The sequence below is a fragment of the Pseudomonas sp. genome (assembly GCF_050739935.1).
Lineage (GTDB): Bacteria > Pseudomonadota > Gammaproteobacteria > Pseudomonadales > Pseudomonadaceae > Aquipseudomonas.
Genome location: NZ_JBOICF010000061.1, coordinates 148,700 through 173,048, shown reverse-complemented (window position 1 = coordinate 173,048; position 24,349 = coordinate 148,700). Strand labels below are relative to the sequence as shown.

At 57.0% G+C, this 24,349-nt stretch carries 25 protein-coding genes; 19 read left to right on the top strand and 6 right to left on the bottom strand.

Annotated features, from left to right (window positions below; translation table 11 throughout):
* The first annotated feature begins 339 nt into the window (after positions 1–339).
* The gene (locus ACRER8_RS11820) at positions 340–1,266 is read left to right on the top strand and encodes an AraC family transcriptional regulator (protein WP_431746446.1); all 927 of its coding nucleotides are present in this window, start codon (positions 340–342) and stop codon (positions 1,264–1,266) included.
* Positions 1,267–1,674: 408 nt separating this feature from the next.
* Here ACRER8_RS11820 and ACRER8_RS11815 read toward each other — a convergent pair whose 3' ends face one another.
* Positions 1,675–2,523 (bottom strand): SDR family NAD(P)-dependent oxidoreductase, encoded by an 849-nt coding sequence (locus ACRER8_RS11815; protein ID WP_431746445.1) that lies wholly within the window; start codon positions 2,521–2,523, stop codon positions 1,675–1,677.
* A gap of 558 nt (positions 2,524–3,081) precedes the next feature.
* Here ACRER8_RS11815 and ACRER8_RS11810 point away from each other — a divergent pair.
* The 3 genes from ACRER8_RS11810 to ACRER8_RS11800 all read left to right on the top strand — a co-directional run bounded on the left by ACRER8_RS11810 (position 3,082) and on the right by ACRER8_RS11800 (position 4,784).
* A complete protein-coding gene (locus tag ACRER8_RS11810; RefSeq protein WP_431746444.1) occupies positions 3,082–3,732 on the top strand; it encodes an NAD(P)H-dependent oxidoreductase in 651 nt (216 codons plus the stop codon).
* A gap of 15 nt (positions 3,733–3,747) precedes the next feature.
* Complete coding sequence (locus ACRER8_RS11805) at positions 3,748–4,305, top strand: flavin reductase family protein (RefSeq protein WP_431746443.1); 558 nt, start codon at positions 3,748–3,750, stop codon at positions 4,303–4,305.
* A 164-nt stretch (positions 4,306–4,469) separates the two neighbouring features.
* Positions 4,470–4,784, top strand: coding sequence for a YciI-like protein (locus ACRER8_RS11800; protein WP_431746442.1), 315 nt, complete (start codon positions 4,470–4,472; stop codon positions 4,782–4,784).
* A 278-nt stretch (positions 4,785–5,062) separates the two neighbouring features.
* On the opposite strand, the gene ACRER8_RS11795 is transcribed toward ACRER8_RS11800, so the two are convergent.
* Entirely contained in the window at positions 5,063–5,944 is an 882-nt protein-coding gene (locus ACRER8_RS11795; protein WP_431746441.1) for a LysR family transcriptional regulator, read from the bottom strand.
* 142 nt (positions 5,945–6,086) lie between these two features.
* Between ACRER8_RS11795 and ACRER8_RS11790 the strand changes: the two genes are divergently transcribed.
* The 8 genes from ACRER8_RS11790 to ACRER8_RS11755 all read left to right on the top strand — a co-directional run bounded on the left by ACRER8_RS11790 (position 6,087) and on the right by ACRER8_RS11755 (position 12,743).
* On the top strand, positions 6,087–6,860 hold the full coding sequence (locus ACRER8_RS11790) for an SDR family NAD(P)-dependent oxidoreductase (protein ID WP_431746440.1): 774 nt from the start codon (positions 6,087–6,089) through the stop codon (positions 6,858–6,860).
* Between the two features lie 103 nt (positions 6,861–6,963).
* Positions 6,964–7,425: a putative quinol monooxygenase gene (locus ACRER8_RS11785; RefSeq protein ID WP_431746439.1), complete on the top strand. Its 462-nt coding sequence runs from the start codon at positions 6,964–6,966 to the stop codon at positions 7,423–7,425.
* A 76-nt stretch (positions 7,426–7,501) separates the two neighbouring features.
* Complete coding sequence (locus ACRER8_RS11780) at positions 7,502–7,855, top strand: putative quinol monooxygenase (RefSeq protein ID WP_431746438.1); 354 nt, start codon at positions 7,502–7,504, stop codon at positions 7,853–7,855.
* A 601-nt stretch (positions 7,856–8,456) separates the two neighbouring features.
* The gene (locus ACRER8_RS11775; RefSeq protein ID WP_431746437.1) at positions 8,457–9,134 is read left to right on the top strand and encodes an AraC family transcriptional regulator ligand-binding domain-containing protein; all 678 of its coding nucleotides are present in this window, start codon (positions 8,457–8,459) and stop codon (positions 9,132–9,134) included.
* Positions 9,135–9,250: 116 nt separating this feature from the next.
* Positions 9,251–9,799, top strand: a complete 549-nt coding sequence (locus ACRER8_RS11770) for a 2,4'-dihydroxyacetophenone dioxygenase family protein (RefSeq protein WP_431746436.1) — start codon at positions 9,251–9,253, stop codon at positions 9,797–9,799.
* 53 nt (positions 9,800–9,852) lie between these two features.
* A complete protein-coding gene (locus tag ACRER8_RS11765) occupies positions 9,853–11,226 on the top strand; it encodes an MFS transporter (RefSeq protein ID WP_431746435.1) in 1,374 nt (457 codons plus the stop codon).
* Entirely contained in the window at positions 11,223–11,948 is a 726-nt protein-coding gene (locus tag ACRER8_RS11760) for an SDR family NAD(P)-dependent oxidoreductase (RefSeq protein ID WP_431746434.1), read from the top strand. Before ACRER8_RS11765 ends, ACRER8_RS11760 begins: the two co-directional genes overlap by 4 nt.
* A gap of 9 nt (positions 11,949–11,957) precedes the next feature.
* Positions 11,958–12,743, top strand: a complete 786-nt coding sequence (locus ACRER8_RS11755; protein WP_431746433.1) for an IclR family transcriptional regulator — start codon at positions 11,958–11,960, stop codon at positions 12,741–12,743.
* Positions 12,744–12,909: 166 nt separating this feature from the next.
* Here the strand turns inward: ACRER8_RS11755 and ACRER8_RS11750 are convergent, their stop codons facing one another.
* Entirely contained in the window at positions 12,910–13,767 is an 858-nt protein-coding gene (locus ACRER8_RS11750; protein WP_431746432.1) for a LysR substrate-binding domain-containing protein, read from the bottom strand.
* Between the two features lie 15 nt (positions 13,768–13,782).
* Here ACRER8_RS11750 and ACRER8_RS11745 point away from each other — a divergent pair, with 15 nt between their 5' ends.
* From ACRER8_RS11745 to ACRER8_RS11715, 7 genes are all read left to right on the top strand, one after another.
* A complete protein-coding gene (locus ACRER8_RS11745; RefSeq protein ID WP_431746431.1) occupies positions 13,783–15,135 on the top strand; it encodes a glutamine amidotransferase-related protein in 1,353 nt (450 codons plus the stop codon).
* Between the two features lie 192 nt (positions 15,136–15,327).
* The gene (locus ACRER8_RS11740) at positions 15,328–16,152 is read left to right on the top strand and encodes an ABC transporter substrate-binding protein (RefSeq protein WP_431746430.1); all 825 of its coding nucleotides are present in this window, start codon (positions 15,328–15,330) and stop codon (positions 16,150–16,152) included.
* Between the two features lie 71 nt (positions 16,153–16,223).
* A complete protein-coding gene (locus tag ACRER8_RS11735; RefSeq protein WP_431746429.1) occupies positions 16,224–16,949 on the top strand; it encodes an amino acid ABC transporter permease in 726 nt (241 codons plus the stop codon).
* A gap of 12 nt (positions 16,950–16,961) precedes the next feature.
* Positions 16,962–17,726: an amino acid ABC transporter ATP-binding protein gene (locus tag ACRER8_RS11730; protein WP_431746428.1), complete on the top strand. Its 765-nt coding sequence runs from the start codon at positions 16,962–16,964 to the stop codon at positions 17,724–17,726.
* Positions 17,727–17,736: 10 nt separating this feature from the next.
* Positions 17,737–18,906, top strand: coding sequence for a M20 family metallopeptidase (locus ACRER8_RS11725; RefSeq protein ID WP_431746427.1), 1,170 nt, complete (start codon positions 17,737–17,739; stop codon positions 18,904–18,906).
* Complete coding sequence (locus ACRER8_RS11720; RefSeq protein ID WP_431746426.1) at positions 18,903–20,000, top strand: mandelate racemase/muconate lactonizing enzyme family protein; 1,098 nt, start codon at positions 18,903–18,905, stop codon at positions 19,998–20,000. The genes ACRER8_RS11725 and ACRER8_RS11720 overlap by 4 nt, the downstream gene beginning before the upstream one ends.
* Positions 20,000–21,175, top strand: a complete 1,176-nt coding sequence (locus tag ACRER8_RS11715) for a M24 family metallopeptidase (RefSeq protein WP_431746425.1) — start codon at positions 20,000–20,002, stop codon at positions 21,173–21,175. Before ACRER8_RS11720 ends, ACRER8_RS11715 begins: the two co-directional genes overlap by 1 nt.
* Before the next feature lie 52 nt (positions 21,176–21,227).
* Here ACRER8_RS11715 and ACRER8_RS11710 read toward each other — a convergent pair whose 3' ends face one another.
* The 3 genes from ACRER8_RS11710 to ACRER8_RS11700 form a co-directional block, all read right to left on the bottom strand.
* On the bottom strand, positions 21,228–22,433 hold the full coding sequence (locus ACRER8_RS11710) for a pyridoxal phosphate-dependent aminotransferase (RefSeq protein WP_431746424.1): 1,206 nt from the start codon (positions 22,431–22,433) through the stop codon (positions 21,228–21,230).
* A 108-nt stretch (positions 22,434–22,541) separates the two neighbouring features.
* On the bottom strand, positions 22,542–23,327 hold the full coding sequence (locus ACRER8_RS11705; protein WP_431746423.1) for an SDR family oxidoreductase: 786 nt from the start codon (positions 23,325–23,327) through the stop codon (positions 22,542–22,544).
* 42 nt (positions 23,328–23,369) lie between these two features.
* The gene (locus ACRER8_RS11700; RefSeq protein ID WP_431746422.1) at positions 23,370–24,326 is read right to left on the bottom strand and encodes a GntR family transcriptional regulator; all 957 of its coding nucleotides are present in this window, start codon (positions 24,324–24,326) and stop codon (positions 23,370–23,372) included.
* Positions 24,327–24,349 lie beyond the last annotated feature (23 nt).

The following is a 24,349-nucleotide window of genomic DNA, read 5'->3' as shown; positions in this document are numbered from 1 at the left end:
CGTCAGCTCTCTGGCATCTTCGATATGTCCAAATCTGGACCATAGGTAGAGGCTTTGCTCAGGACAACAGGAAACCTCAGCGCCGATCTCATTGCGCTTTGCTGGGAGAAATGTCCGATTCAGTGGGGTCGGCCTACCGACTGGAATGAAGAACAACTTCGGTTTGCGCAAGCGCAAATGTTGTTCCAGGATCACCCTGTCCGGCCCATCCGGCGTGCGAGGTCCAGATAACACGATAGTCGGTATTCTGTGTACGATTTTCCGAATATTCAGGGTTGGGATACCCATCTTCGGTTATCCATGGATAATTCAAATGACACATTTATTGGCTCATAGAACATGGATCTCCCAGGTTGCACATCAGATCATCCATCTCAAGAAGCGCTCTCAAAGGACTTGGCAGCGATTATAGGGCGCTTTACCCCTATTGACGGTGACCATCGCACAGCCATCCCGTCCCTGACTTTCCACCGGTACTCCAGCCCGGCGAAAGAAGAATCAGTCTTCACCAAGGTCGCGCTAATCTTCGCGGCACAAGGCGCAAAGACAGTCACCGTGGGCGACGCGTCCTACAGCTACGACACGAAACACTGCCTGGTTACATCGCTCGACATGCCGGTTATCGGCCGAGTCACACAGGCGAGTTCAGACGCGCCCTACCTTTGCTTCGCTTTGGAATTAGACATGCAGAAGGTCGCCGATATTGTCGCCTCGCATGAGCTGCCGCCTCCTGACGAGCCGCCGACCGGCCTCGGTATCAGTTTGAGCAAACTACCTGCCGAGCTGTTGGAGGCCGCCTATCGCTTGGCGCGTCTGCTCAATACGCCCAAGCATATCCCGACCCTGGCACCCCTGATCGAACAGGAGATCCTTTATCGCCTGCTCATGAGTAGCCAAGGCATGAGACTGCGCCATACGCTGGTTGCCGATAGCCGTGCTTTCAAGGTCAGCAAAGCGGTCGAATGGATCAAGGATCACTACGACGCGCAGCTAAGCATCGACGAGTTGGCAAGCCATGTGAATATGAGCGTCTCCTCGTTACATCAGCACTTTAAAGATGCTACCGCGATGAGCCCGCTGCAATATCAGAAGCGCCTTCGGCTGCTCGAGGCGCGCCGCCTCCTGATAAAGCGGCCGAGCGACGTGGGTGTTGTTGCATCGATGGTGGGCTACGAGAATCTGTCGCAGTTCCATCGCGAATACAAACGCCTGTTCGGGGCGCCCCCGATTCAAGATGCCGTACGGCTGCGGGCAGACTCGATCTAGTCGCGCCGGCCACTTCTGTATTCAAAGACTTGTAGCCAATCAGGTGCTCGCTTTGTCAGCCCACAGATCTACGGGGCCGAGTCGATCAGCCCCTTGGGTTTCCAGCATCCACCCCGGATATTCGCGGGGCAAAGTGCTAACCTGATCAAACAGTCTGATTTGCTCTTCGCCTAAGGCGATATCGATCGCAGCGAGATTGTCGTCCAGTTGTTGAAGTCGCTCCGCACCGACGATGACGGACGTCACCAAAGCTATGTCATAGCTCGATCGAGACTGCGAGGGTGCTCGAACTGGCGTCCATATGCCGGATCACATCCTTGATGAAGCAATTCATATCCGCCTGCCCAAGTGGCTCGATCCACAAGGTCACGGCTGGCTGTATGCCAGCCAGCCGCTTGTACTCTGAACTCAATCAGGAAAGTCGGTCGCGTCCGAGACTTCCTGCCATGCCACCAGATCTCGCTTTACCGCCTCCAACTTATCAGCGGCAAGGTTGTTCGCTATCTTCCCGCAGAATAGATGCAGAGGAGGTTCGGCAGCACCTGCGGCTTGAATGATCATCAAGGCCAGCTTGTCCGGATCCCCGGCCTGCTTACCGGCCATCTCATTGAGATGTAAGTCCAGCAAAGCTTGTGCCGCGGTGTATTCCGCAATGTTGCGCTGCGCAACGACCAGCGAGCCCGACGACAGGAATTCGGTGCGAACAGGCCCCGGATAGACCAGGGTTGCCTTAATGCCGAATTCCGCGACTTCCGCCGCAAGCGCTTCCGTCAGCCCCGCAAGGGCGAACTTGGTGGCGGCGTAGATGCCCCACCCTGCATAACCTCCCTGGAAGCCGGCGATCGAACCCACATTGAAGATATGCCCACCCCGTTGCTGACGCAGATGAGGCAGTATGTGACGCAGCACATTGGACGGCGCGAAGACGTTGACTTCAAAGTTACGACGCAATTCGTCGTTGGATGCCCCCTCTACCGTGCCCTGCAGGCCATAACCTGCGTTATTGACGACCGCATCAATCCGCCCGAATTTGGCGATGGCTTGCTCAATGCCAACTTGCACACTGCGCTCATCCACGAGATCCACCTGCACGGGCAAAAACCGTTCGGAAGCAGGTCCAATTAGCTCGACGAGCGAAGCCAACGTGCGCGAAGTGGCGACCACGTTGGCCCCATCTTCCAGAAGCTTGCGCACAAGCGAAAGGCCGATGCCTTTTGAGGCGCCGGTGACAAACCAAGTTTTAGCATTCTGGCTCATAATGATCCTGGTAAATAAATTGATGATATAGGAGTAACTGCCATGTAATCAGTGGGAAAGGTAATGTCACTGCTGGCCCCTCTCGCAATCACTTCTTAAGAAGCGTCAATAGAGTGATCCCCTCCCCAGCTAACGGATTATCTGCCGCCAACCAGATGCCAAGCTGTACGATTAACGATTAATAATGCACAAAAATCCGAACGTGCTCTGAGTGATAACACCGCTGAGGCCTCCCTTTTTAAGCACGACAGTTGCTCACTACCTCCTCGCGTTTCACGAGGTATTAATTCACAGTTCGCATGTTATCCCGCCGAATCAAATACCCGAAAACACTCAGCTGCTCAGGCCCAGGCAGGAAAGGCGACGCGCTGATTCGGAGTTTTATGCACTAACTTCGGCAAAACGGACAGCTTGGCACGACCCTTTTCACGAATACTCGGCATCACCCTTGGAACCGGACTAACTCCTGATCGCCCCATCTATTTACATGGTCGATGTGTCCTTGGTTCCAACCACAAACGCCATGTGTGGGCAATGCGAGTGCCCCAGAGGATTGTTATGAAGAGAGCTTTGATTATAAACGCGTTCCAACTTTACGAAGACTTCTCCAAGGGAGAGCTCAATGAGACGATGGCCAATGTGATTCAGGAAGAAATGGAGCGCAGAGGCTACGACGTCAGAACGACGAATATCGAAAAGGGCTATATTGTCGATGAGGAGGTCGAAAAGCATGTCTGGGCAGACATAATCTTTCTGCAGACTCCTATCCATTGGTTCGGTGCTCCATGGATATACAAGAAGTATGCCGACGAAGTATTCACGGCAGGTCTACTTCAGAAACGCTTGATCGTGGACGATGGACGCACTCGGATCGATCCGGCCAAACAGTACGGAACGGGCGGCTTGATGCAGGGCAAGAAGTACATGCTGTCCCTGACCTGGAATGCCCCTAGGGCAGCTTTCGATGACGAGGACCAGTATCTGTTTGCCGGGAAGTCCGTTGACGAGGTCATGATCGGCAATACTGCCAACTACCGGTTCTGCGGTGCACAGCCTCTTCCCTCCTTCTCGTGTTTCAACGTCGTCAAGGATCCGAAGATTGCCCAGGATATCCCAAGCCTTCGAGAACATTTGGCGCAATTTCTCCCACTGCCAATGCTCGAAGGCGTCGATGCACCGGAGTCGCAACTTACACAAGCAGCAGTCTGAAAGACAGAGGGTGTGATGCGTAAGATCAATGCTTCAATGGCGTACCGGATACTTGAATCCGGCCCCATCGTCATGGTGTGCACCCAGGATGAAGGGCGTCGAAACGTCATGACAATGGGCTTTCATATGATGGTCCAACACGCACCGCCCTTGATCGGTTGCGTCATCGGCCCCTGGGACCATAGCTTCGCCGCTCTGCGCAGGACACGCCAATGCGTTATCGCAGTGCCAGGTTTCGACCTGGCGCAAACGGTCGTTGACATCGGTAACTGCAGCGGCGCGGAAACGGACAAGTTCGCGCGCTTCAACCTGGCCACTGCCAAGGCAGCCAAGGTCGACGCGCCGTTGCTGAGCGATTGCCTCTACAACATTGAATGCGTCATTCATGACGACGGGATGGTTGAAAAGTACCAGCTCTTCATCCTTGAAGCCGTGGCCATCTGGGTCAACGACGAACGACAGGAGCGTCGCTGCCTGCATCACCATGGCGATGGCACCTTCACCGCCGATGGCGAACGTATCGACCTGCGTCAACGCATGACGCGCTGGAAGCAATTCCAGGTCGAGCTATAAATCGGAAGATAGAAAGCCGAAGACCGTGAACCAAACCCAACACGAGCGTCGCCCGTCATTGAGGAGTGTCATGGGTATCCGTCGCCCGTATCGGCGTGGGTCGTGAGTAAGCCCTTCGTGACTTCCGTCGCGTGACAACAATCCATTAATTGATAGGAGTGCCAATGGAGCACTACATTTTATTTCTCGAGTTCGGTGATTCATACCTGGAGAAGCGCGACGGGGTTCGAAACGCACACTTGTCCAAGGCATGGGAAGCGGCTGAACGAGGAGAGCTGATCCTTGCGGGGGCGCTGACTGACCCAATTGATAGCGCGCTCATCTTGTTTTCGGCCAAAGGCCCAGAGGCCGCAGAGCAATTTGCTCTGAATGATCCATATGTTCAAAACGGGCTGGTCAAAAAATGGTATGTGAGGAAATGGCATACTACGGTTGGTTTGGATGCATCTTCCCCAGTGCGACCTTCGACTCCTTCATAAATTACAGTTCCTGAACCCGCCGGGATGACACTCCACGCAGTGGCTGACCGCAGGCAGCCACTTATACCTAATCTGATTCCGGGTGATCACCGAATCGTATTTATCAGCGCCATACGTCAAGCAGATTAAGTTGAACGACATAAGTAAAAATAAGAGAGCGCATCAGAAGAGTCCTATCATATGTTGTGTCGAGCCAACTTTATGTCACTTCGGCGAGAATAATAGAGAGACAGGCTCGGTTTTTCCTGATAACCATTTAAGTAGTCGTAAACAATAGCCTACTCTTTCATCGCCTCAATCAGTGCTCTAAGCCCTGCCGACTGATGTCTACGACTAGGAAAATAAAGAAACAGGCTTTCGTCAACATTACACCAGTCGGCGAGACATTGCCGGAGCCGGCCATCATGGAGGTACGGCGCGGCTCGGTCTTCCCATACATACGCCAGACCCACACCTCTTGATGCAGCGACTACCATGAGCTCCTGGCTATCGACTGTTAATGGCCCTGTCACGTCGACCTTCACAGTCTCTCCATCCTTGACGAATTCCCATCCCAGGAGTTTACCGCTGGGGAATGCATATCGAACGCACGTGTGACGCCGGAGATCGTGAGGCGTTCCTGGCGGTTCATTCCTTTCAAAATAGTTGGGGGATCCGACGACGATAAACCGAAACTTCGATTTAAGCCGAACCGCGACCATGTCTTGGGAAAGCACCTCACCGAATCGGATCCCTGCGTCGAACCCTTCCTCCACAATATCGACAAGGGTATCAGTAGCAACGATCTCCAACTTCAGTCCTGGATTGGCAGCCAACAGCCCCATTGCTTCAGTGAACAAATAGGGCGCGATTGAGTTCGGAACATTGATTCTGACAGTGCCAAAAGGCGTAGCGCGAAACCAGTTCAATTCATCCACTGCTGCTCGCATGTCTGAAAGTGCCGGTTCCAGCCGGGCGTACAACATCTCCCCAGCTTCCGTCAGTGAAACACTGCGGGTTGTACGATGAAAAAGGCGTACTCCTACCCGTGCTTCAAGGCTGCGTATCGAATGGCTTGTCGCCGAGGAAGATGTCCCTCGTTCAGTGGCTGCGTGCCGGAAGCTGAGGTGTCTCGCAACCGATGCAAATACGGCAAGCTCGGCCAATTCAGCGTTTTCCATTAGTGAGCCTCATTCATCATCGTAAGCAATATTCTCTACTTTATCATATCAATCATGGACCGCAGAATCGCTGGCAGGAAATGGAATAGGGGAAACCCTCCTCTTCCATTCGTTTTCCCATTCGCTGAATCAAGAGAAATTTATGAGCACTCTCGTAGCCCCCCAAACACTTACTGGCAAAGTCGCCCTGGTGACCGGTGCAAGTTCCGGTATCGGCCGTGCCACGGCCCTCGAACTCGCCCGTCGCGGCGCCAAAGTCGTCGCCAGCGCACGCCGTCAATCCGAACTTGAAGCTCTCGTAGCTGACATTAAAGAGGCTGGTTACGAAGCCACCGCTGTAGTCGCTGACATCAACGTCGAACAGGATGTGATCGATCTGGTTGCCAAAACGATCTCGACCTACGGCCGCATCGACATCGCCTTCAACAATGCCGGCACCGAGGGCGCGTTCTCGCCCTTCATCGAGCAGACTAACGAGACCTACGACACGATCTTCAATGCGAACGTGCGCGGCGTCTTCTGGTCGATGAAGCACGAGGCCAAGGCCATGCTCGCGCAAGGCGGCGGTACGATTATCAACAACGCATCGATGGGCGGCGTCATCGGCTTCGCAAATGCGGGTCTCTACATCGCCAGCAAGCATGCAGTCCTGGGACTGACCAAGACAGCGTCAATCGAACTGTTCAAGCAGGGCGTGCGCGTCAACGCGGTCAATCCCGGCATCATCGATACACCGTTCCAAGACCGCATCTGGCCGAGCACCGAAGCGAAGGACGCGTTCGCCGCCTCGACCGTTCCCGGCCGGGCAGGTTCGGCGGCAGAGATCGCCACCGTCGTCGCCTTCCTCGCCTCGGATGACGCTTCATTCGTCTCCGGCCACGGCCTGCTCATCGACGGCGGTTATTCGATCGCCTAACCACCGCGAACATAACCCGAATTATCAGAATTTCCATCGCAGCGGAACGCCGTCCACTGCGATGGCCCACCCTGTCTATTCAGCCGTCTATTGGAAAAACATCATGAACGGTCTCAAAAAATATTCACTCGGTGCATTGATTGCCGCGACCGCGTTTATCTCGTCGCAAGCAGCGATGGCGGAAATCGTGCTTGAGCCGAGCCCGAACGGTGAAGTTGCGCTCATCGTCAATTTCGAGGTGAAGCCCGGCACCGAAGCGGAATTCGAGAAGGTATTTCGCCGTTCGGTAACCTGCTCGCGACTGGAGCCGGGGAACATCACCTTTAACGTCCACAAAATCCTTGGCACCGAGCGGAACTACGTTCTCTACGAGGTCTGGCGCAACGAGGCGGCGGTGAACAGCCATTTCGCCCGCCCATACACCGTTGCCTTGTTTTCGATGTTCGACCGCAATCTGGCCCGTCCGCTCTCCGAAGGCGGCCTGCGCTTCGTGCAGGACCTCCAGCCTGAGGTTCGCAAGGCCCCGGCGAAGACGGAGCCCGCATCGGTCGCAGAGTGCCGTTGAGCCGAGCTGCCTGGCTGCGGGTGTCGCAGCACAAGAGCGCTTGTAACCTAAAACCTCAAAGGTTGAGAGAAACAACATGACTACACAAACTTCTCCCGTAACGCCGATTCCAGTGAGCGACACGCAACTAACTCTCATTGCCTTTATCCGCGCCAAACCCGGTTTGGGCGACGAGTTGGGCCGCCGCCTCGCTAAGCTTGTCGAGCCCGCTCGTGCTGAGCCCGGCAACATCAATTACGACTTGCACCGCTCGAACGACGATGCCGACGTTTGGGTACTCTACGAGAATTGGAAGGCTGCCTCTGATCTCGCGGCGCATTTCGAGTTGCCCTACATGAAAGCATTCGTCGCCGCGCTTCCCGACGTACTCGAAGGCGAAATGGATCTGCGCCGTTGCTCGATGGTTTCAAAAGTTGCTCGCAAGTATTAACAAGTTTCAGTTACCGCTATCAACGTGGCCGAGCAGAGGGCGAAAGACCTCCAGGCTCAGGATTGACAGCGGCGAAATGTAGGCCGGGATATCGCGACCCCTCTGCCCTCCTTGCGCAGTTCGCTGGAGGGCTGGTCTCTACGATGTAGGGTTCAAGCTACCTATAACCCACCCATTACCTCTCCCGTAATCCCAAGCACCTCATCCATCAACTTCTCACCAATGGCGGTGGAGACAAACCAGTTATGTCGCGGGTGCACATATAAGCCACGCTGGGCGCAGCCATGGGCAAGCCATGGTCGCCGAACCCAGTCCGACGGTACATCGGCCCCAGCATGTACCGCCGTGATTATCGCCATGAGCAGAGTGCAGTTCTTGGCAGCAGCGAACAGATTGTTGTTAGGGGAATACAGAAAACCGGCGCGGTCATGGTGTGTGCTTTGAGGGGTGTCACGGCGCATTTATGTCTTGCACCAAGCGGTCAGGCACAAGCCTTGCAGACATCCAGCCAGAAGTACCGATCACCGCTCCACGGATCGAGTACCCCCTATGACCCAAATGCTTTCCCCTAGCCCCCCGCCGCAGCGCCGGGCCCACGGTAATGGCCACTGCGATCAGCGGCTTCGCCCAGTTCATAGAGCACCCGGGTGCTGACGCCCAAGGCATATTGCACCGCTCCGGGCTTGGCACAGACCCATTGGAGCCCAGTGCGCCCATTGCGCTGTTCAGCTTGTGCCGCGCCATGGATGACGCTGCCCGGTGCACTCAAAATGACAATTTCGGCCTGTGGTTTGGTCACCAGTTTGCACCTCAGTCGCTGGGGTTGCTGGGCTACCTGGCAACCTCCTCGCCCAATTTGGGCCAGGCCCTGCGCAACATGGTCGAGTACTTTCCGGTGTACCAGCAAAGCAGCCTGTTGCGTCTATGCGAAGCGCAAGGAATCTGCCGCCTGGAATACCGCCTGCAGGACGCTGCCATCGCCAGCCGCCGGCAGGATGCCGAGCTATCGCTGACGCAGTTCTGCAACGTCATGCGCTTGGCGCTGGGCCCAGCGTCCCTCCAACGGCGACTCAAGGAAGAAAAGGAGTGTTTTAAGCAACTGATTGAATCAATCCGTCGCGAGCTCGCCCACACCTACCTGCAAGAAGAACGTCTGTCGATCTCCGAGCTGTCGGTTCGCCTGGGTTACACCGAGGTCAGCACATTTTCCCGGGCCTTCATGCGGTGGCACGGGATGTCGCCCAGACAATGGCGTGAATTGCAACGCGGGCTGGCCTAGGTTGCGCGAGGGCAGTGGCGAGCGGCGGAAAGCACTTTGTGGTCAGTTGACATGAAGACTTTTTCGCTGCAATCATATTGTGGACTATACATCCACAATATGGACATACAATAAAAATGCCTGATTCCAATACCGAACGCACGGTCTACACGGCCGACGAACTCAAACGCATGCCTTTCCAGCATCCGCAGCCGCAAGGAATATTGCCTGACCTGGTGGTACCGAATGCGGTCCCAGTGGACGAACGAGTCTGGGTGCCCCAAGCGGAAAATGTCTGGTTTCGCCCGCTGTGCCTCAATCGCTCGGCGGGTTACTGGATAAACCTGCTTCGTGTGCGTCAGTCCGGCGTACTCAGTCGCCATCGCCACCCTGGGCCAGTTCACGCCTACGTGATCAAGGGTCGCTGGCACTATCTGGAACATGACTGGGAGGCCACCGAAGGCAGCTATGCATTCGAGCCACCGGGAGAGACCCACACTCTGGTTGTGGATGAGGGGGTTGAAGAAATGATCACCCTTTTCAACGTCCAGGGATGCATGTACTACGTGGACCCATGGGGCGCGAATGTCGGTTACGAGGACGTATTCACCAAAATAGACATGTGCAGAAAGTATTACGAAGAGGTTGGCCTGGGAGCCGATTACGTAGACCAATTCATCCGCTAGGCCTGTGGAGCGGCTGATCGCGCCCAGCGCCCCCCCAGCCGCGTCCTGTCAGCTTGCATCTCAAAATAACGATAAAGAGATTAAGCCAAATGAATACCTCACATGCCAAATCGGCGAAGCTCAAGCGTATCCAGATTATTGCTATCAGCTTTCTGACCGTGGCCGGCTTCGTCAATTACATTGACCGCAGCGCCCTTTCCATTGCCAATTCGTCCATTCGCGAGGAGATGGCACTCAGTCCGACAGAGATGGGCTTGCTGCTTTCGGCCTTCTCTCTGGCTTACGCATTTTCCCAACTTCCGGTTGGTGCGTTGATCGACCGCTTGGGTAATCGACTGATTCTGGGGGCTGGTATCTGCTTCTGGTCGGTCGCTCAGCTTTGCTGCGGTCTGGTCAACTCCTTCTCACAGTTCATGATCGCCAGAACAATTCTGGGAATCGGTGAGTCCCCTCTTTTTCCGGCAGGCGCCAAGGTTGTGAGTGAATGGTTCACTGTACGCGAGCGCGGGGGCCCCACCGGCATATTCATTGCCTCAAGCTGCATCGCGCCTTGTCTTGCGCCACCTTTGCTCACGGCAATCATGCTGGCGTTCGGCTGGCGCTGGATGTTTGTGTTCACCGGTGTCGCCGGTCTGCTCGTAGGGATCGGCTGGTATGCCTGTTATCGCAATCGTAGCGAATCCGTCCTTGACGACAGCGATCTGGGCCACTTGGCACAACATGAAGAAGTCGAACACAGTTCTCGGAAAATGAACTGGAAAGAATGGCGCGCACTCTTCGGCCATCGCACCACCTGGGGCATGCTGCTTGGTTTTGCCGGCGTCATCTATATGGTCTGGTTGTACCTTACCTGGTTGCCCAGTTATCTGGAGCATGATCGTGGATTGTCAGTGGCCCACGCTGGCTGGGTAGTTGCCATTCCGTATGTGTTCGGCGCTTTAGGCATGATCTCGGCCGGCCAGATCGCTGACTTTCTAGTGCGCCGCGACCTCCCGGTGATCGCAACCCGCAAGTGGACAGTGTGCATCGGACTTCTGGGCGGCGCGCTGGCTACCATTCCTGCGGCCTATACCCCCGACATCGTCTGGGCAATGGTGCTGATCTCCATCGCGATGTTCTTCATCAATATGGCCAGCGCGGCTTGCTGGACCATGGTCAGCGTGATCGCGCCCAAGCGAAAAGTGGCGTCGATCGGCAGCATTCAGAACTTCGGCGGTTACCTGGGCGGATCCTTTGCTCCGGTGATTACAGGTTGGGTCGTACAAACCACGGGGACTTACGAAGGCGCCCTGGTGGCGAGCGGCGTGGTCGCAGTGCTGGGCGCCATCGCGTACTTCTTTCTGGTCAAGGAGCCAATCCCAGCGAGCGAACTCCCTGACACTCTTTCGTCGCCTTCTTCATCCCCTCTTTCGGAGCGTCACTCATGACATTCAACAGCGATCTATTCAAAGGTAAAACTGCCGTAGTCACCGGTGGCACGACTGGGATCGGGGCTGGCGTGGCGTTGAAGCTCGCAGAGCTTGGGGCTAGCGTTGTGGCGATTGGTTTTAACAGCCAAGCGCTGGTTGTTCCATCAGACCTGGACGTCAGGGCGGTCGAGATTGATGTCACTGACACGCCGGCGTTGCAGAACCTGTTCGAAGAACTGCCTCGCCTGGATATTCTGATCAATTGCGCCGGGGTTATTCGCCGCGGTGAGGAGCATGAGATCGATGTCTTCGAGAAAGTGATCGATATCAACCTCAATGGCACCATGCGCTGTTGCCGACTGGCGCGTGACAAACTGGCGGCCAGCGGCGGCACGATCGTTAACACAGCGTCGATGTTGAGCTTTTTTGGTGGCGGCCTGGTTCCCGCCTACAGCGCCAGCAAGGGTGCTGTGATGCAATTGACTAAATCGCTTGCCATTGCGTACGCTGCCGACGGCATTCGGGTGAATGCCGTGGCGCCTGGCTGGATCGCAACGCCATTAACCGAAGCGTTGCAAAAAGATCCTCAACGCTCGCAGCCCATTCTTCAACGCACCCCCTTGGGTCGTTGGGGCAAGCCAGAAGACATCGCACAAGCGGTGGTCTTTCTGTGCAGCCCGGCGGCCACATTCATCACAGGAACCATCCTGCCGGTGGACGGGGGGTATCTGGTGGCGTAGACCCTCTTTATGGCTTCAAAAAACGATGTTCCCGGAACAGCCGCGTTCACTAAGTTCATGACTGTGCTTCAGGCCGTTTCGGATGCTTCGCATCCTCCCTCTGTAGGTGATCTATCCAAAGCGCTGGGTTATCCACGCCCCACCACCCATCGCATCGTCGCTGCGTTGTTGGCGGAAGGCATGTTGGTGGAAAAAGGCACCGATGGACGGGTCGGCCTCGGGGCCCGGCTGATCAGCCTCGCTTACAAAGCCTGGGAGGGATCGGACCTGCGTGCTATCGCTGAGCCCCATCTGATTCACCTCCGTGACGCGCTGGATGAAACTGTTCATCTGGCAATGCGAAGCGGCTTGGAGATGGCCTACATCAGCAAGCTGGAGTCTCGGCGCACGGTACGGATGGCGTCGAGAATCGGCACCCGTGTCACGCTGTATTCGAGTTCAGTCGGCAAAGCATGGCTTTCCCAGCAAAGCCCGGAAGAAGTCAAAAAACTGATTGCTGCGATTACTCTGCGCCCACTCACCGATAAAACCATTACCCAAGTCGACGAATTGCTTGCGCAGATTGAACTGAGCGCAGCACGCGGCTACACCACCGATCTGGAAGAAAATGAAGAAGATATCTGCTGCTACGGGAGCGCCATCGTGGTCCCTGGCCAAGGTGTCGTCGGATGCGTAAGTGTCAGCATGCCCAGTTATCGCTTCCAGGCTCTGGATGAGGGAAAAGCCGTCGAGGCGATTCAGGCCTGTACTCGCGCCATTGCCACCGAGGCTCAGACCAGGTTGACGACGCGATAACGCTCTTTTAGTTGGCCACTGTTCGCTCAGAAAGAGCCGGCGAAAATCGCGAGAGGCTTGAAGTACCTTACCGTCACGAATTACACCGCATTTCTCGCTTTACAGTCGAGGCCATCCATGGCTACAGAAATTCCTCAGCTGTCGATACCGTGCGCTGATTGGCTAGCTATCGCTCGGCCAATGCCTGAAGCAACGCCTCCAGCATCCTCGGCCTGTCTGTGTGCGCCAATGTGACCAGGACGATTTCACGATCATAGCCCTCGCCCACTGGCGTGATATTGAAATCCTGGGCCAGACGCTCCAACCCGGACCACAGCGGTACCAGACTCGCTCCCACACCATCGGCGACCAGCATCGCAATGGCTTCAAGACCATCCAGGCTGAACAGCGGCGTCAATGCGAGGCCGTTATCGCTCAGGTAGCGCTCGGCGTGCAGTCCGCCCCATGAGCTGGGTTCGTAGCAAATATAAGGATGGGAACGCAGCACGTCGGCAATCCCGTTTGTCGGCAACGCTTTGGAGGCCAGCACCAATTTTTCCAGATGCAACGGCGCAACCCGGAACATTTTCGGCAGCTCAAACGGAGGTGCAACAATCACCGCCGCATCGAGTTCACCACTCTGCAGCGCCAGGTACAACGAGCGGGAAGTCCCAGGCAGGATCGAAGTTTTTATACCGGGCGCCAAACGACTCAGTTCCAGCAAAGCACTGGGTAGAAGTCCGGTCAGCATGGTAGAAATCGCGCCAATGCGCAGCGAACCGGTCAATCCACTCAAGTCGGCGTCGCCAGCCAGTAACGAGACCTCCCTGACGATATGGCGTGCCCGCGGAAGCAGGGCCAGACAGGCTTCAGTGGCTTTGGCCGAATGCCCCACACGCGACAGCAGCGCAAACCCCAGCAAACGCTCCAGCACTTGAATGCGCTGACTGACAGCTGCCGCGGTTATGCCTTCGACTCGGGCAGCATCCGCAATGGAGCCGCAATCGATCACCGCCAGAAGGCTTTTCAGGTATCGGGTATCCATAAGAAATACTTTCGATTGAAACAAAAAAAACATGCTATCTCTATCGGTAGGAAAGAGACAGTCTTAGTCCACTGCAACGCCGCGATTACGCGTTATCAGATGGACCCCTTGATGACACTCACGCTGGTCAGCCATTCACATTGTTCTCCTGCCCTGTTCGGTGCATTGGCCGCATCTGTTGCGCAGGCAGAAGATGCCCTGTTGATGCATTTGCCTGCCGAATTTTATCCCGCGCAGGGTGCGGACAGCGTGCAGATGGTTGCCGCCAAGGGGGCATTGGTAGCCAGTGGGCTGGTCTGGTACGAAAGGATCACCGGGCGTGAAATCCTGCCGGCCAGCGACATCGATATGATCATTGATGCGGCCAGGCAGCATGCCGTCGTCGTGCCGTGGCATAGCGCGTTTCAACCCGCTCCGTTGCGTGACGCGTTGCTCATGCGAGCGCACGCCGCAGGGCTGTCTGTGCGTCATCTGGCGGGCCGACATCAGAACGGATGCTGGCATTTGGAAGACCAGGACGGCATCACCACCGCACATGGTCGCTGGCGCCGTGACGAATTCGGGCGTTGGACCAACGCCGCGTCCATCACACCGCCGCGCACATTCGTAGAGACCTTGCGTATTGCGCTGCTGGGGACCGAGGAGGATCACAGGGATGTGTATCCCGCGACCCTGGCCGCCCTTGGCGATGCTGCCGAAGCCGCGAACATTGACCTGCACGTTCGTTTTGTTGCGCCTGCGCGGCTCGATGTCTCACAGCTCAACTCAGTCGACGGAATCGTTCTACCGGGTGGGTCGGACATGGCCAATGTGCCGGGGCAGATACGGGCAGCGCAACAGGGGCTGGCTTCAGGTATTCCTACTTTGGGCCTTTGTCTAGGCATGCAGTCGATGGCCACTGCCCTGGCGCAAAGCGTGCCGGGGCTTGAGCAGGCGAACATGGCTGAAGCGGCGCCGGACGCTGCGATTCAAAGCTTTTTACCCATGGCCGGTATACCTGGGCTGGCAATCCACCGCCTGGGCGAGCAACGCCTGCATTTCAGGCACGCGGCACTTGAACACAGGCTTCAGAACCACCCAACGATACGCTGCAACCACCGCTTTATGCTAAACCCCGACCTCACTCAGTCGCTGGAGACCGCCGGGATGATGATCACTGCCACCGATTCCAGCGGGCAGATCGTCGATGCCATCGATTGGCCGCAACACCCCTTCTACCAAGGCATGCAAGGCCACCCGGAACTCAGTTCCAGAGCGGGAAAACCTCACCCACTGATTGAGGACTTTTTACTCGCCGCGCGGGCGTCAGCAAAGCCCACGCCAGGTAGACAGATCGCTGTTGCAACATTGCATACAATAAATCACTAAAAACATGGAACGCATATTGCTCCATAACCTTGGGGCCCAATTGGGCTTCACCCCTCCTGCTTAATACGCCGAAAGTCAAATCCGCTGCATCATTTCAGAGCGGCTCGCCCTCTAAAGGCTCACTACAGCTTCTGGCTTGTTTGCACTAATTGATACAACTAGTGCAATAAATTTACAGTTTTGGAGATTCACATGACGACATTGCCCCGCCTGAGCCTGCGCTCCATTCCCTTGATATCCGCCTTGTTGGCTGCGCAGTTTGTCAACGCCGCGACAGACGTTGCACCGCCGGTGATCACCGCCGGCCAGCTCACCTATGGCACTGCGGCAACCTTCGCGCCCTTTGAATTTCAGGCTGGCGGCAAGCTGACCGGCTTCGATATCGACCTGATCGAAGCCATTGGCAAAAAGCTGGCGCTTAAGCCCATTGCCATGAATATGGAGTTCCAGGGGCTGATTCCGGCTCTCCAGGGGCAACGCATAGACCTGATCAACTCGGCGATGTACATGAATGAAGCCCGGGCCGCACAGGTCGATTTTGTTCCCTACCTGCGAATTGGCAATCAGGTCGTCGTCACCCTGGACAATCCGGAAAAAGTCACGGGCCGGGATAACTCACTGTGTGGCAAGACCGTTGCGGTCACGCTGGGTGGCATCGAAGAAACCTACGCGCGCCAGGATGACCAGCGCTGTCGCAGCGCAGGTCTGCAACCGGTGAAAGTGCAAACCCTGCCGACCGCGCAGGCCACAGCATTGAGCCTGCGCCAAGGCCGCGCCGACGCCATTTTCGATTCGACGCCCGGCGTTGTGCAGTTGCTGCGCGAGGTGCCGGACGTCTACAAAACCGCAGGTCCCGAGTTCGAATCGGACACACGCATCGGTATAGCCGTGACCAAGGGCAATACGGCCATGAGTGCCGCCTTGCAAGGCGCGCTCAAGGAGATGGTCGCGGACGGCACTTACAAACAGATCATCGAAAAATGGAAATTTCCTGAGACCGTCTCGCTGTTCGATTGATGCCAAATCCACCAAGAAAGCCAGCGCGCCGAGTGTATTCGGCGCCAGGCCGCGCTCACTGAGGAGGCATCATGTCATTCGAACTGGTCCTGCAATACCTGATATCCCCCGCGTTCTTTCACGGGGCCCTGACCACCTTGCTCATCACACTCTATTCGCTGGTATTCGGCGTCGGCGTCGGCGTGATCATCGCGTTACTGCAGGACAGCAACACGCGGTTGGGCCGTGCATTGGCACTGGTTTATCTGTGGCTGTTCAGAGGCACTCCGGTGCTGTTTCAAATCATCTTTATCTACAACGTTCTGCCCACCTTCGGCATACGTCTTTCGGCGATGGTCAGTGCCATATTGGCGTTGTCGCTGAACGAAGGCGCCTACATGGCGGAGATCATTCGCTCCGGCCTGCAAGCCGTGAAAAAAGGACAGCGCACCGCTGCCCTTGCGCTGGGCATGAAACCCTTCGCCGTCATGCGCCACGTGGTAATCCCGCAGGCAACCCGAATGATCCTGCCGCCCATTGGCAACCAGATGGTCGGTATGCTCAAGCTCAGCGCACTGGTCTCGGTCGTGGCTGTCGAGGAACTGATGTTGGTCGCCAACCAGACCGCCAGTTCGAATTTCCGTTACTTCGAAGCACTCACCGCGGCGGGCATCTATTACCTGGCCCTGACCACCCTGTTCATGGGCATACAGGCCCTGATCGAGCGTCGGCTCGACCCGAAACAGCGACGTAAAGGCCCACGTACCAGCCTGACCGAACGCATGCTTGGCACATCGCGCGGCGCAACCGTTCGCTAGGAGAAACCGATCATGCAAAAAACTCTCTCGTCCTCTGGCAATGGCAAACCGCTGCTGGAACTCATTGGTATCGATAAGAGCTACGGCCCTTTCAAAGTCCTCAAAAACTGCTCGTTGAACGTGCGCGGTGGCGAGACGGTAGTGATTATCGGCCCTTCGGGATCAGGCAAGTCCACCCTGCTGCGCTGCGTCAATCAATTGGAGCCGGCCGACGGTGGCGACCTGTTCTTTGAAGGTCGGCGCATCGATTACGACCGACGCAACGTGCATCTGCTGCGGCGCGATATCGGCATGGTGTTTCAGAACTTCGAGCTGTTCTCGCACCTCTCCGTGGTGGAAAACATCATGCTCGCGCCCATGAAAGTGCTCGGCATGAGTCGCACCGATGCGCATGACATTGCCCTTGAACTCCTTGGCAAGGTGCGCATCCCGGAAAAGGCTGACGCCTACCCTGACGAGATTTCCGGCGGCCAGCAACAGCGCGTCGCCATCGCCCGCTCGCTGGCCATGAAACCCAAAGTGATGCTTTACGACGAACCGACCTCGGCGCTGGACCCGGAGATGATTCGCGAAGTGGTCGATGTCATGGCCGAGCTATCCAGCGAAGGCATGACCAGTCTGGTCGTGACCCATGAAATGGGTTTCGCCCGCCGAGCGGCAGACCGCATCGTTTTCATGGAAAGCGGCGAGATCATCGAAAACGCCAGCAGCGCCGACTTTTTCGGCGGCGCGGTCAACCCGCGTACCCGTCACTTCCTCGATCAGATCCTGCACTGAGATCCCAGCAATGAATCAGCAACCCGACTTTGCCCGCATGAAATGCGACCTCGCCGCACTGGTGGCGATCAACACTGAAAATCCACCGGGTCACGAGCTCGAAGCCGCCCGCTATTTACAGGTGCTGCTGGAAACAGAAGGCTTCGACCTGTCTTTGTCGGAATACAAACCCGGGCGCGTCAATGTCATCGCCACGTATGCCAATGGCCCTGGCCCGACCTTCGCCTTCAACACCCACATCGACACGGTGCCGGCCGGTGAAGGCTGGGGCAGTGACCCGTTTGTGCTGCATGAAGCCGACGGCAAGTTATATGGTCGCGGCAGTTGTGACGCCAAAGGGCCGATGGTCGCCATGATCGAAGCCACTCGCATGCTGATTGCCCGCCGCGAGCAGTGGTCCGGCACGCTGATGGCGGTGTTCACCGCAGACGAAGAAATCGCCAGCGAAGGCGCCAAGCATTACGTTGCCCATCAACCTCCGCATATCGACTTTGCAGTGATTGGAGAGCCAACCTCCAACACCGCTTTCACCGCGCACAAAGGCAGTCTTCGCCCACTCGTTCGGGTTCACGGCGTAACAGCCCACTCCGGCACCCCGCATCTGGGTGAGAACGCCATTTACCGAGCCGGCCAGTTGTTAGGGCTGATCGAGCAACATCATGAACATTCAGTGAAATGCCACTGTCACGCGCTGGTGGGTGAAGCCAGTCTGACCGTCACGCGAATTAATGGCGGCCATGCCGATAACGTGCTTCCCGGCGCCTGCGATCTGTTGCTGGACCGGCGCATGGTGCCCGGCGAAAACGAAGATGAGGTCAAGGCCGAAATCAAGCAACTGCTGGCCTTGGCAGAGGAGCGTTTCGGCGTCCGTGCCGAGGTGCTCAAATACATCCCCACCACGGGCGGTGCAACAGAAACTGCGTTGGCCGAGCCTATCGTTCAAGCCAGTCTGGCCGCCTGCCAAGAGCACAACCATGGCAACGCCGGGCCGTTCGGTTTCCAGGGGGGCTGCGACCTGGTGCATTTTCGCAGCCTGGGCACGACCGGTACCGTTATCGGTCCAGGCACCCTTGCCGTCGCTCACAAACCCGATGAGTTCGTGCCCATCGATGAATTCATCGCCGCCAGTTTGATCTACCGGGATATCGCCCTGCAGATGCTGGCGCTGGAATCGATATGAGACTCAAGGCCTCCCTGCGTCGCGCCGACCTTCACTACAGCAACGGCGTGCAGCTACATACGGCGGCATCCGGCAGTGTCGGCGAACTCCAGGCCTTGTATCTGTGCCTGGACGACGGCCAGCATCAGGCCGTAGGGGAAGTGCGGATCAACATCACCTATCTCAATGGATACGTCCCTGAGCAGGTGGTTGCCCAAGCGTTGCAGGCTCTCTGCGCGCTGCCTTGGGACAGCGACCCGGCAGTGCTGCTGGCGAAGATGCCGGAGTGGGCGGCGGACCTGAGCATGCCGGTGCGCACCTTGGTCGATTGCGCCCTGCACGACCTGCTTGCGCGCCGTGCGGGCCTGCCGCTGGCGCAATGGTTGGGTGCCCCTGCCTCAGATATTCGCTACGCCAGCAACCAGACACTGTTCTGGTCGCCGTTCGAGGTCTTCATCGCCCAAGCCGATGCTTATGTAAAACGAGGCTTTCGCGACCTGAAGGTGCGAATCGCGGTAGGCACCTTCGAGGAGGACCTTGTTCGCCTGCAAGCGTTGCGAGACCGTTTCAGCGACACCCTCAAAATAGCCGTCGACGTCAATGGTCAGTGGCCGCGGCAGCAAGCGCTGAAAAACCTCGAAGCACTGTCCCGGTTCAACCTTGCGTACGTCGAACAACCGATCGCCGCAGGTGACTGGGTTGCGCTGGAACACCTCGCACAGCGCAGTCCGCTGCCGCTAATGGTCGACGAAGGGCTGGCGGGCAGCGCAGACGTGGACCGGCTGTGCGCATTGGGTGGCAAACTTTGGGCACACCTGAAACTGGTGAAAATGGGCGGCATCGCGCCCTGTCTCTCGGCAGCCCGGCAACTGGCGGATGCCGCAGTCCCATGCATGATCGGACAAATGAACGAAGGCGCTGCAGCCACTGCTGCGGCGCTGCATGTCGCCTGCGCAAGCACTCCGCGCTTCGCCGAACTGTACGGCGCCGATGGCCTGTGTGATGACCCCGCAGGGCCCCTGCTCTATTTCGACGGCGACGCTCAATTGCCCATGACTCCCGGATTGGGCATCACCCTCAACCTCGAAAAAACTGAACTGATTCGGAGTTTCTGATGAACCAAGCGCCTCCAACCAACGGACGTCAAGGCAGCGAATCGGCTTTCGCTGCCGCCGAATACACCGAGCGGGTTCGCCGCGCCAGAGCCAATCTGGTTCAAGCGGGTATCGACGTGATGATCGTCACCGGACCGGAGAACATCTTCTATCTCACGGGCCAACAGACACCGGGTTACTACACCTTTCAAGCGTTGGTTCTGCCGGTAGACGGCGAACCGATGTTCGTGATTCGACAACTGGAATATTTCAACTTCATCGCAAACACCTTTATCAGCGATGCATCGGTGTACCTGGACGGCGACGATCCGGTGAGTTTTCTGGTGGCGACCATCGAGAAAAAAGGCTGGAGCCGTCGACGTATTGCCATCGACAAACGGGGTTGGTTCTTGCCTATCTCGGTCTACGAGGCACTGCAAGGCAAGCTGGGTACTATTCACGACGCCGCCGGGCTTATTGAAAAACTGCGTGCAGTGAAATCGCCGGCCGAAGTCGAGAAACTCGAGTTCGCAGCGCGTTATGTCGATGCTGGCATGCGCGCAGGCATGAGCGCGGTGCGAGAAGGCGCCAGCGAAAACGATCTGGTGGCAGCGATGCTGCACGCCTCGATTGGCGCTGGCTCCGAGTACATGGGCATGGAACCGCTGGTCTCGAGTGGACCGCGCACCGGCATTCCTCATGGCACATGGCGTCGACGGAAACTGCAAGCCGGGGAACCGGCGTTTCTCGAAATGGCGGCCAGCCATGACCGCTATCACGCCGCGTTGATGCGCTGTGCCTGGCTCGGCAAACCGCCGGCCATCGCAGAAGAAATGGAAAAGGTCTGCCAGGAAGCATTGCAGGCCGCATTGGACGCCTTGCGTCCGGGCGAGCCTTGTGAGGCCTCGCACAATGCGTGTCAGGCGGTTATTGATCGCGCCGGCTTCACCGACGCTTTCAAGAAACGTACGGGTTACTCGGTTGGTATTTCATTCGCGCCCGATTGGGGCGAAGGGGCGATTCTGAGCCTGTACAGCGGCGTGAAAACCGAACTGCAGTCGGGCATGAGTTTTCACATCCCGCCGGCCTTGCGCATATACGGCGAATTCACCGTTGGTGTCAGCGAAACCGTGGTCATCACCGAAACGGGTTACCGCGTATTGGGCACCCTTGAACGCCCGTTGCTGCAAATCTGACTGGCACAAATAAACAGTCCGGTGGCTACCGCGCCACCGGGCTGTCATATGCTCATTTCAACTGCGCACAGGCCTGTTCGAGCCGCTGACAGGCATCATCCAGAGCTTTGTCATCCACCGCATAGGCAATGCGCAAATAACCCGGCGCGCCAAATGCCGAGCCATGCACAGTGCCGACCTTCGCGGCCTCCAGCAAATAGCTGGCGAAGTCGAAGTCATCGGCGATGAGTTTGCCATCCGTGCTCTGCTTGCCATACATGCCCTGACAATTCACAAACAGATAGAACGCGCCTTGCGGCATCGCACATTCCAGCCCTGCAATTCGTCGAATGCTGGCCAGCACCCGATCACGCCGCTCAGCCAGCCGACCAATCCAGTCGTTGATAAACGCTGTTCCACCGTCGAGCGCAGCAATGGCAGCGGCCTGCGAGATAGAACTGGGGTTCGATGTACTTTGCGACTGCAGGACCTGCAGGGCATCGATCAACCACTTCGGGCCGCCGGCATAACCGATGCGCCAGCCAGTCATCGAGAAAGCTTTTGAAAGCCCGTTGACGGTCAGCGTGCGCGGCAGCAGAAGCGGCTCGACCTGCGCGGGTGTGAAGAATGGTTGACCGAAACGAGTGTGCTCGTAGATGTCATCAGCCAAGACAAGAACGTGCTCATGGCGCAACAACACATCGGTCAGCGCTCTGATTTCATCTTCGCTGTACACCGCACCGGTCGGGTTGTTCGGCGAGTTGAGCAGCACCCAACGGGTTCGTGGCGTGATGGCCGCTTCCAACGCTTGAGGCTGCAGCTTCCAATCATCGGCCTCATGGCACTGGACGATTCTGGTCTCGCCTTCGGCCAGTGACACCATGTCGGGGTACGAGACCCAATAAGGCGCGGGGACAATTACTTCGTCACCCACATTCAGCGTCGCCATCAGGGCATTGAAAATCAGTTGTTTGGCCCCTGCCCCAGCAATCACCTCGCCAGCGCTATAGGCCAGGCCGTTCTCCCGACTGAACTTGTCGATGATCGCCTGTTTCAGACGTGCGCTGCCAGGGACTGCCGTGTACTTGGTTTCGCCGGCGTTGATCGCGTCGATACCCGCCTGAGCGATGTGTGCTGGCGTGGGGAAGTCCAACTCACCTTCACCCAGATTGATAACCGAATGACCCGCTGCCATTAACGTACGAACCTTGTCGGAGATCTCTGCTGTTGGTGAAGGACGTACACGGCGCATTCGCTGAGCCAGGATCGGCTTTAACATTTCAGTCACTCTCAATAATTGCACCTGTTGATACAACTTAATCAACAGGTGACATGGGTAAAACCGCCTGCACAATCAGCTCAGGACGAATCAGGTCGGTATGGGTATTTAAATGCTGCGGATCAGGCCACCATCGACCCGCAAGCTGGTGCCGGTGATATAGCCTGCGCGGACGCTGGCAAGAAAGGTCACCGCGTCTGCGAATTCAGCGGGTTCGCCGTAACGGCCAACCGGGATGGTGTTGCGCGAGGCATGAGCGATAGCCTCGATGGTCGACCCGGTGCGTTTGGCGGCTGCCTCGTCCAGCTCACCGACACGGGCAGTCGCGATACGTCCTGGAATGACCGAATTGACCGTTACGCCTTCGGCGCCGACTTCGCCGGCCAGGGTCTTTGCCCAGCCAATGATGCTGGCGCGCAGCGTATTGGAAATCCCCAGGTTTGGAATCGGCTGCACTACCCCTGAAGACACTATGTTGATGATGCGCCCCCAGCGTCGTTCGCGCATGCCGGGCAGGATCCTGGCGGTCACTTCAAACAGCGCGCTGACCATGCTGTCGAACGCTTCTTGCCACTGCCTGGTTCCAACCGCACAAACAGAACCCGACGCAGGACCGCCACCGTTATTGATCAAAATGTCGTAACCGCGTCCATCGGCCAACAGTTTATCCAGAGCAAAACGGCGCTGGTGGGGGTCAGCCAGATCGAGCACCAGATAGTCGGCTTCGGCACCCGTATCGCACAATTTGCCTGCAACATCGGCGAGCACTTCAGGACTGCGGCCGCAGACCGTAACGGCAGCGCCTTCGGCAGCCAGCCCCTGGGCAATCGCCAGCCCCAGACCACGGCTGGAACCAAGCACCAGCGCACGTTTACCTCGCAAACCTAAATCCATGAAGACCTCTCTGAACATAAGGGTCAGCCCCCTCAAGGGGAGCTAACCAGAAATGGGGATATCCGCCACCTTGTGCGGCTTGCGACCTTTAACCGGTGCTTTTCGCGCCAGTTTTTTACCCGGCTGCGTGGCAGTGTCGGCTTGAGTCAGGTGTTTGCGCATCAGCTCGCTGGCATCCGTGTATCGACCGCTTGCCACTGCGTCGATGATCGCCAAATGCTCGGCGCACCAGTCGCGCACGCGCCGCCGATTGGCATAGCCAGCAAATTCGAGCAACTTGCGTAATCGGTTCTGTTGCTGGATGGCCTGGATCACAAAGGTATTGCCACCGAACTCGGCGAACATCTCGTGAAACTGGGCATCGGTTTCAAACAGCTGGGCATTGCTAACAGCCGCGGAATCCGAATGGCTGGCCAGATACAAATGCTGCAATCGCGAACGCTCCAGTGCTGCGGTGTTGGGCCTGAACTGCGGCTGTAGAAAATTGGCCGGTTCCACCATCAGGCGAAACTGATAGCCGCTGCGCAATGCCTCGTCGTTGTCCAGCGTCGGCAAAAAGCTCCAGCCATGCCCTTTGTTACGGGTCAGCAGGCCGTCTTCCGCCATGCGCGTCAGGGTTTTCATCAACGTGACCCGATCGACATCGTAGCGTTTGGCGATTTCCGTTTGAGTCATTGAGTTGGCAATCGCACCGCTGAGCCGATCATTGACCAAGCGTTCATAAAGCGATTCTTCAACGCTGGAAGACACGCTCAGTTCCACTCGCTGCAGCGCATCAAACGCCTTGAGCAGAAAGAATCCCTGGTTACGACGGGTTTCGACAATGCCTTCCTCGACCAGCAATTTAAGGGCGTTACGGGTAGGCGTGCGTGAAACGCCGAGCAGATCGGCGATCTGTTGCTCACGCAGGTGATGACCAGGCTCGAAGCGCGCCTTACGCACAAAATCAAGAATCTGGTTAGCCAGACGACGGCTGTTCTGACCCGGTAACGACGCCATGGAAAGTGAACCTCGACAAATAA

Bases quoted from the DNA above. Each gene is read 5' to 3' on its own strand.
- ACRER8_RS11820 (WP_431746446.1), top strand. From the start codon at position 340: ATGGATCTCCCAGGTTGCACATCAGATCATCCATCTCAAGAAGCGCTC.
- ACRER8_RS11805 (WP_431746443.1), top strand. From the start codon at position 3,748: ATGCGTAAGATCAATGCTTCAATGGCGTACCGGATACTTGAATCCGGC.
- ACRER8_RS11760 (WP_431746434.1), top strand. From the start codon at position 11,223: ATGACATTCAACAGCGATCTATTCAAAGGTAAAACTGCCGTAGTCACC.
- ACRER8_RS11705 (WP_431746423.1), bottom strand. From the start codon at position 23,327: ATGGATTTAGGTTTGCGAGGTAAACGTGCGCTGGTGCTTGGTTCCAGC.
- ACRER8_RS11750 (WP_431746432.1), bottom strand. From the start codon at position 13,767: ATGGATACCCGATACCTGAAAAGCCTTCTGGCGGTGATCGATTGCGGC.
- ACRER8_RS11770 (WP_431746436.1), top strand. From the start codon at position 9,251: ATGCCTGATTCCAATACCGAACGCACGGTCTACACGGCCGACGAACTC.
- ACRER8_RS11775 (WP_431746437.1), top strand. From the start codon at position 8,457: ATGGCCACTGCGATCAGCGGCTTCGCCCAGTTCATAGAGCACCCGGGT.
- ACRER8_RS11710 (WP_431746424.1), bottom strand. From the start codon at position 22,433: ATGTTAAAGCCGATCCTGGCTCAGCGAATGCGCCGTGTACGTCCTTCA.
- ACRER8_RS11715 (WP_431746425.1), top strand. From the start codon at position 20,000: ATGAACCAAGCGCCTCCAACCAACGGACGTCAAGGCAGCGAATCGGCT.
- ACRER8_RS11790 (WP_431746440.1), top strand. From the start codon at position 6,087: ATGAGCACTCTCGTAGCCCCCCAAACACTTACTGGCAAAGTCGCCCTG.
- ACRER8_RS11720 (WP_431746426.1), top strand. From the start codon at position 18,903: ATGAGACTCAAGGCCTCCCTGCGTCGCGCCGACCTTCACTACAGCAAC.
- ACRER8_RS11730 (WP_431746428.1), top strand. From the start codon at position 16,962: ATGCAAAAAACTCTCTCGTCCTCTGGCAATGGCAAACCGCTGCTGGAA.
- ACRER8_RS11795 (WP_431746441.1), bottom strand. From the start codon at position 5,944: ATGGAAAACGCTGAATTGGCCGAGCTTGCCGTATTTGCATCGGTTGCG.
- ACRER8_RS11700 (WP_431746422.1), bottom strand. From the start codon at position 24,326: ATGGCGTCGTTACCGGGTCAGAACAGCCGTCGTCTGGCTAACCAGATT.
- ACRER8_RS11735 (WP_431746429.1), top strand. From the start codon at position 16,224: ATGTCATTCGAACTGGTCCTGCAATACCTGATATCCCCCGCGTTCTTT.
- ACRER8_RS11755 (WP_431746433.1), top strand. From the start codon at position 11,958: ATGGCTTCAAAAAACGATGTTCCCGGAACAGCCGCGTTCACTAAGTTC.
- ACRER8_RS11740 (WP_431746430.1), top strand. From the start codon at position 15,328: ATGACGACATTGCCCCGCCTGAGCCTGCGCTCCATTCCCTTGATATCC.
- ACRER8_RS11780 (WP_431746438.1), top strand. From the start codon at position 7,502: ATGACTACACAAACTTCTCCCGTAACGCCGATTCCAGTGAGCGACACG.
- ACRER8_RS11815 (WP_431746445.1), bottom strand. From the start codon at position 2,523: ATGAGCCAGAATGCTAAAACTTGGTTTGTCACCGGCGCCTCAAAAGGC.
- ACRER8_RS11725 (WP_431746427.1), top strand. From the start codon at position 17,737: ATGAATCAGCAACCCGACTTTGCCCGCATGAAATGCGACCTCGCCGCA.
- ACRER8_RS11810 (WP_431746444.1), top strand. From the start codon at position 3,082: ATGAAGAGAGCTTTGATTATAAACGCGTTCCAACTTTACGAAGACTTC.
- ACRER8_RS11800 (WP_431746442.1), top strand. From the start codon at position 4,470: ATGGAGCACTACATTTTATTTCTCGAGTTCGGTGATTCATACCTGGAG.
- ACRER8_RS11785 (WP_431746439.1), top strand. From the start codon at position 6,964: ATGAACGGTCTCAAAAAATATTCACTCGGTGCATTGATTGCCGCGACC.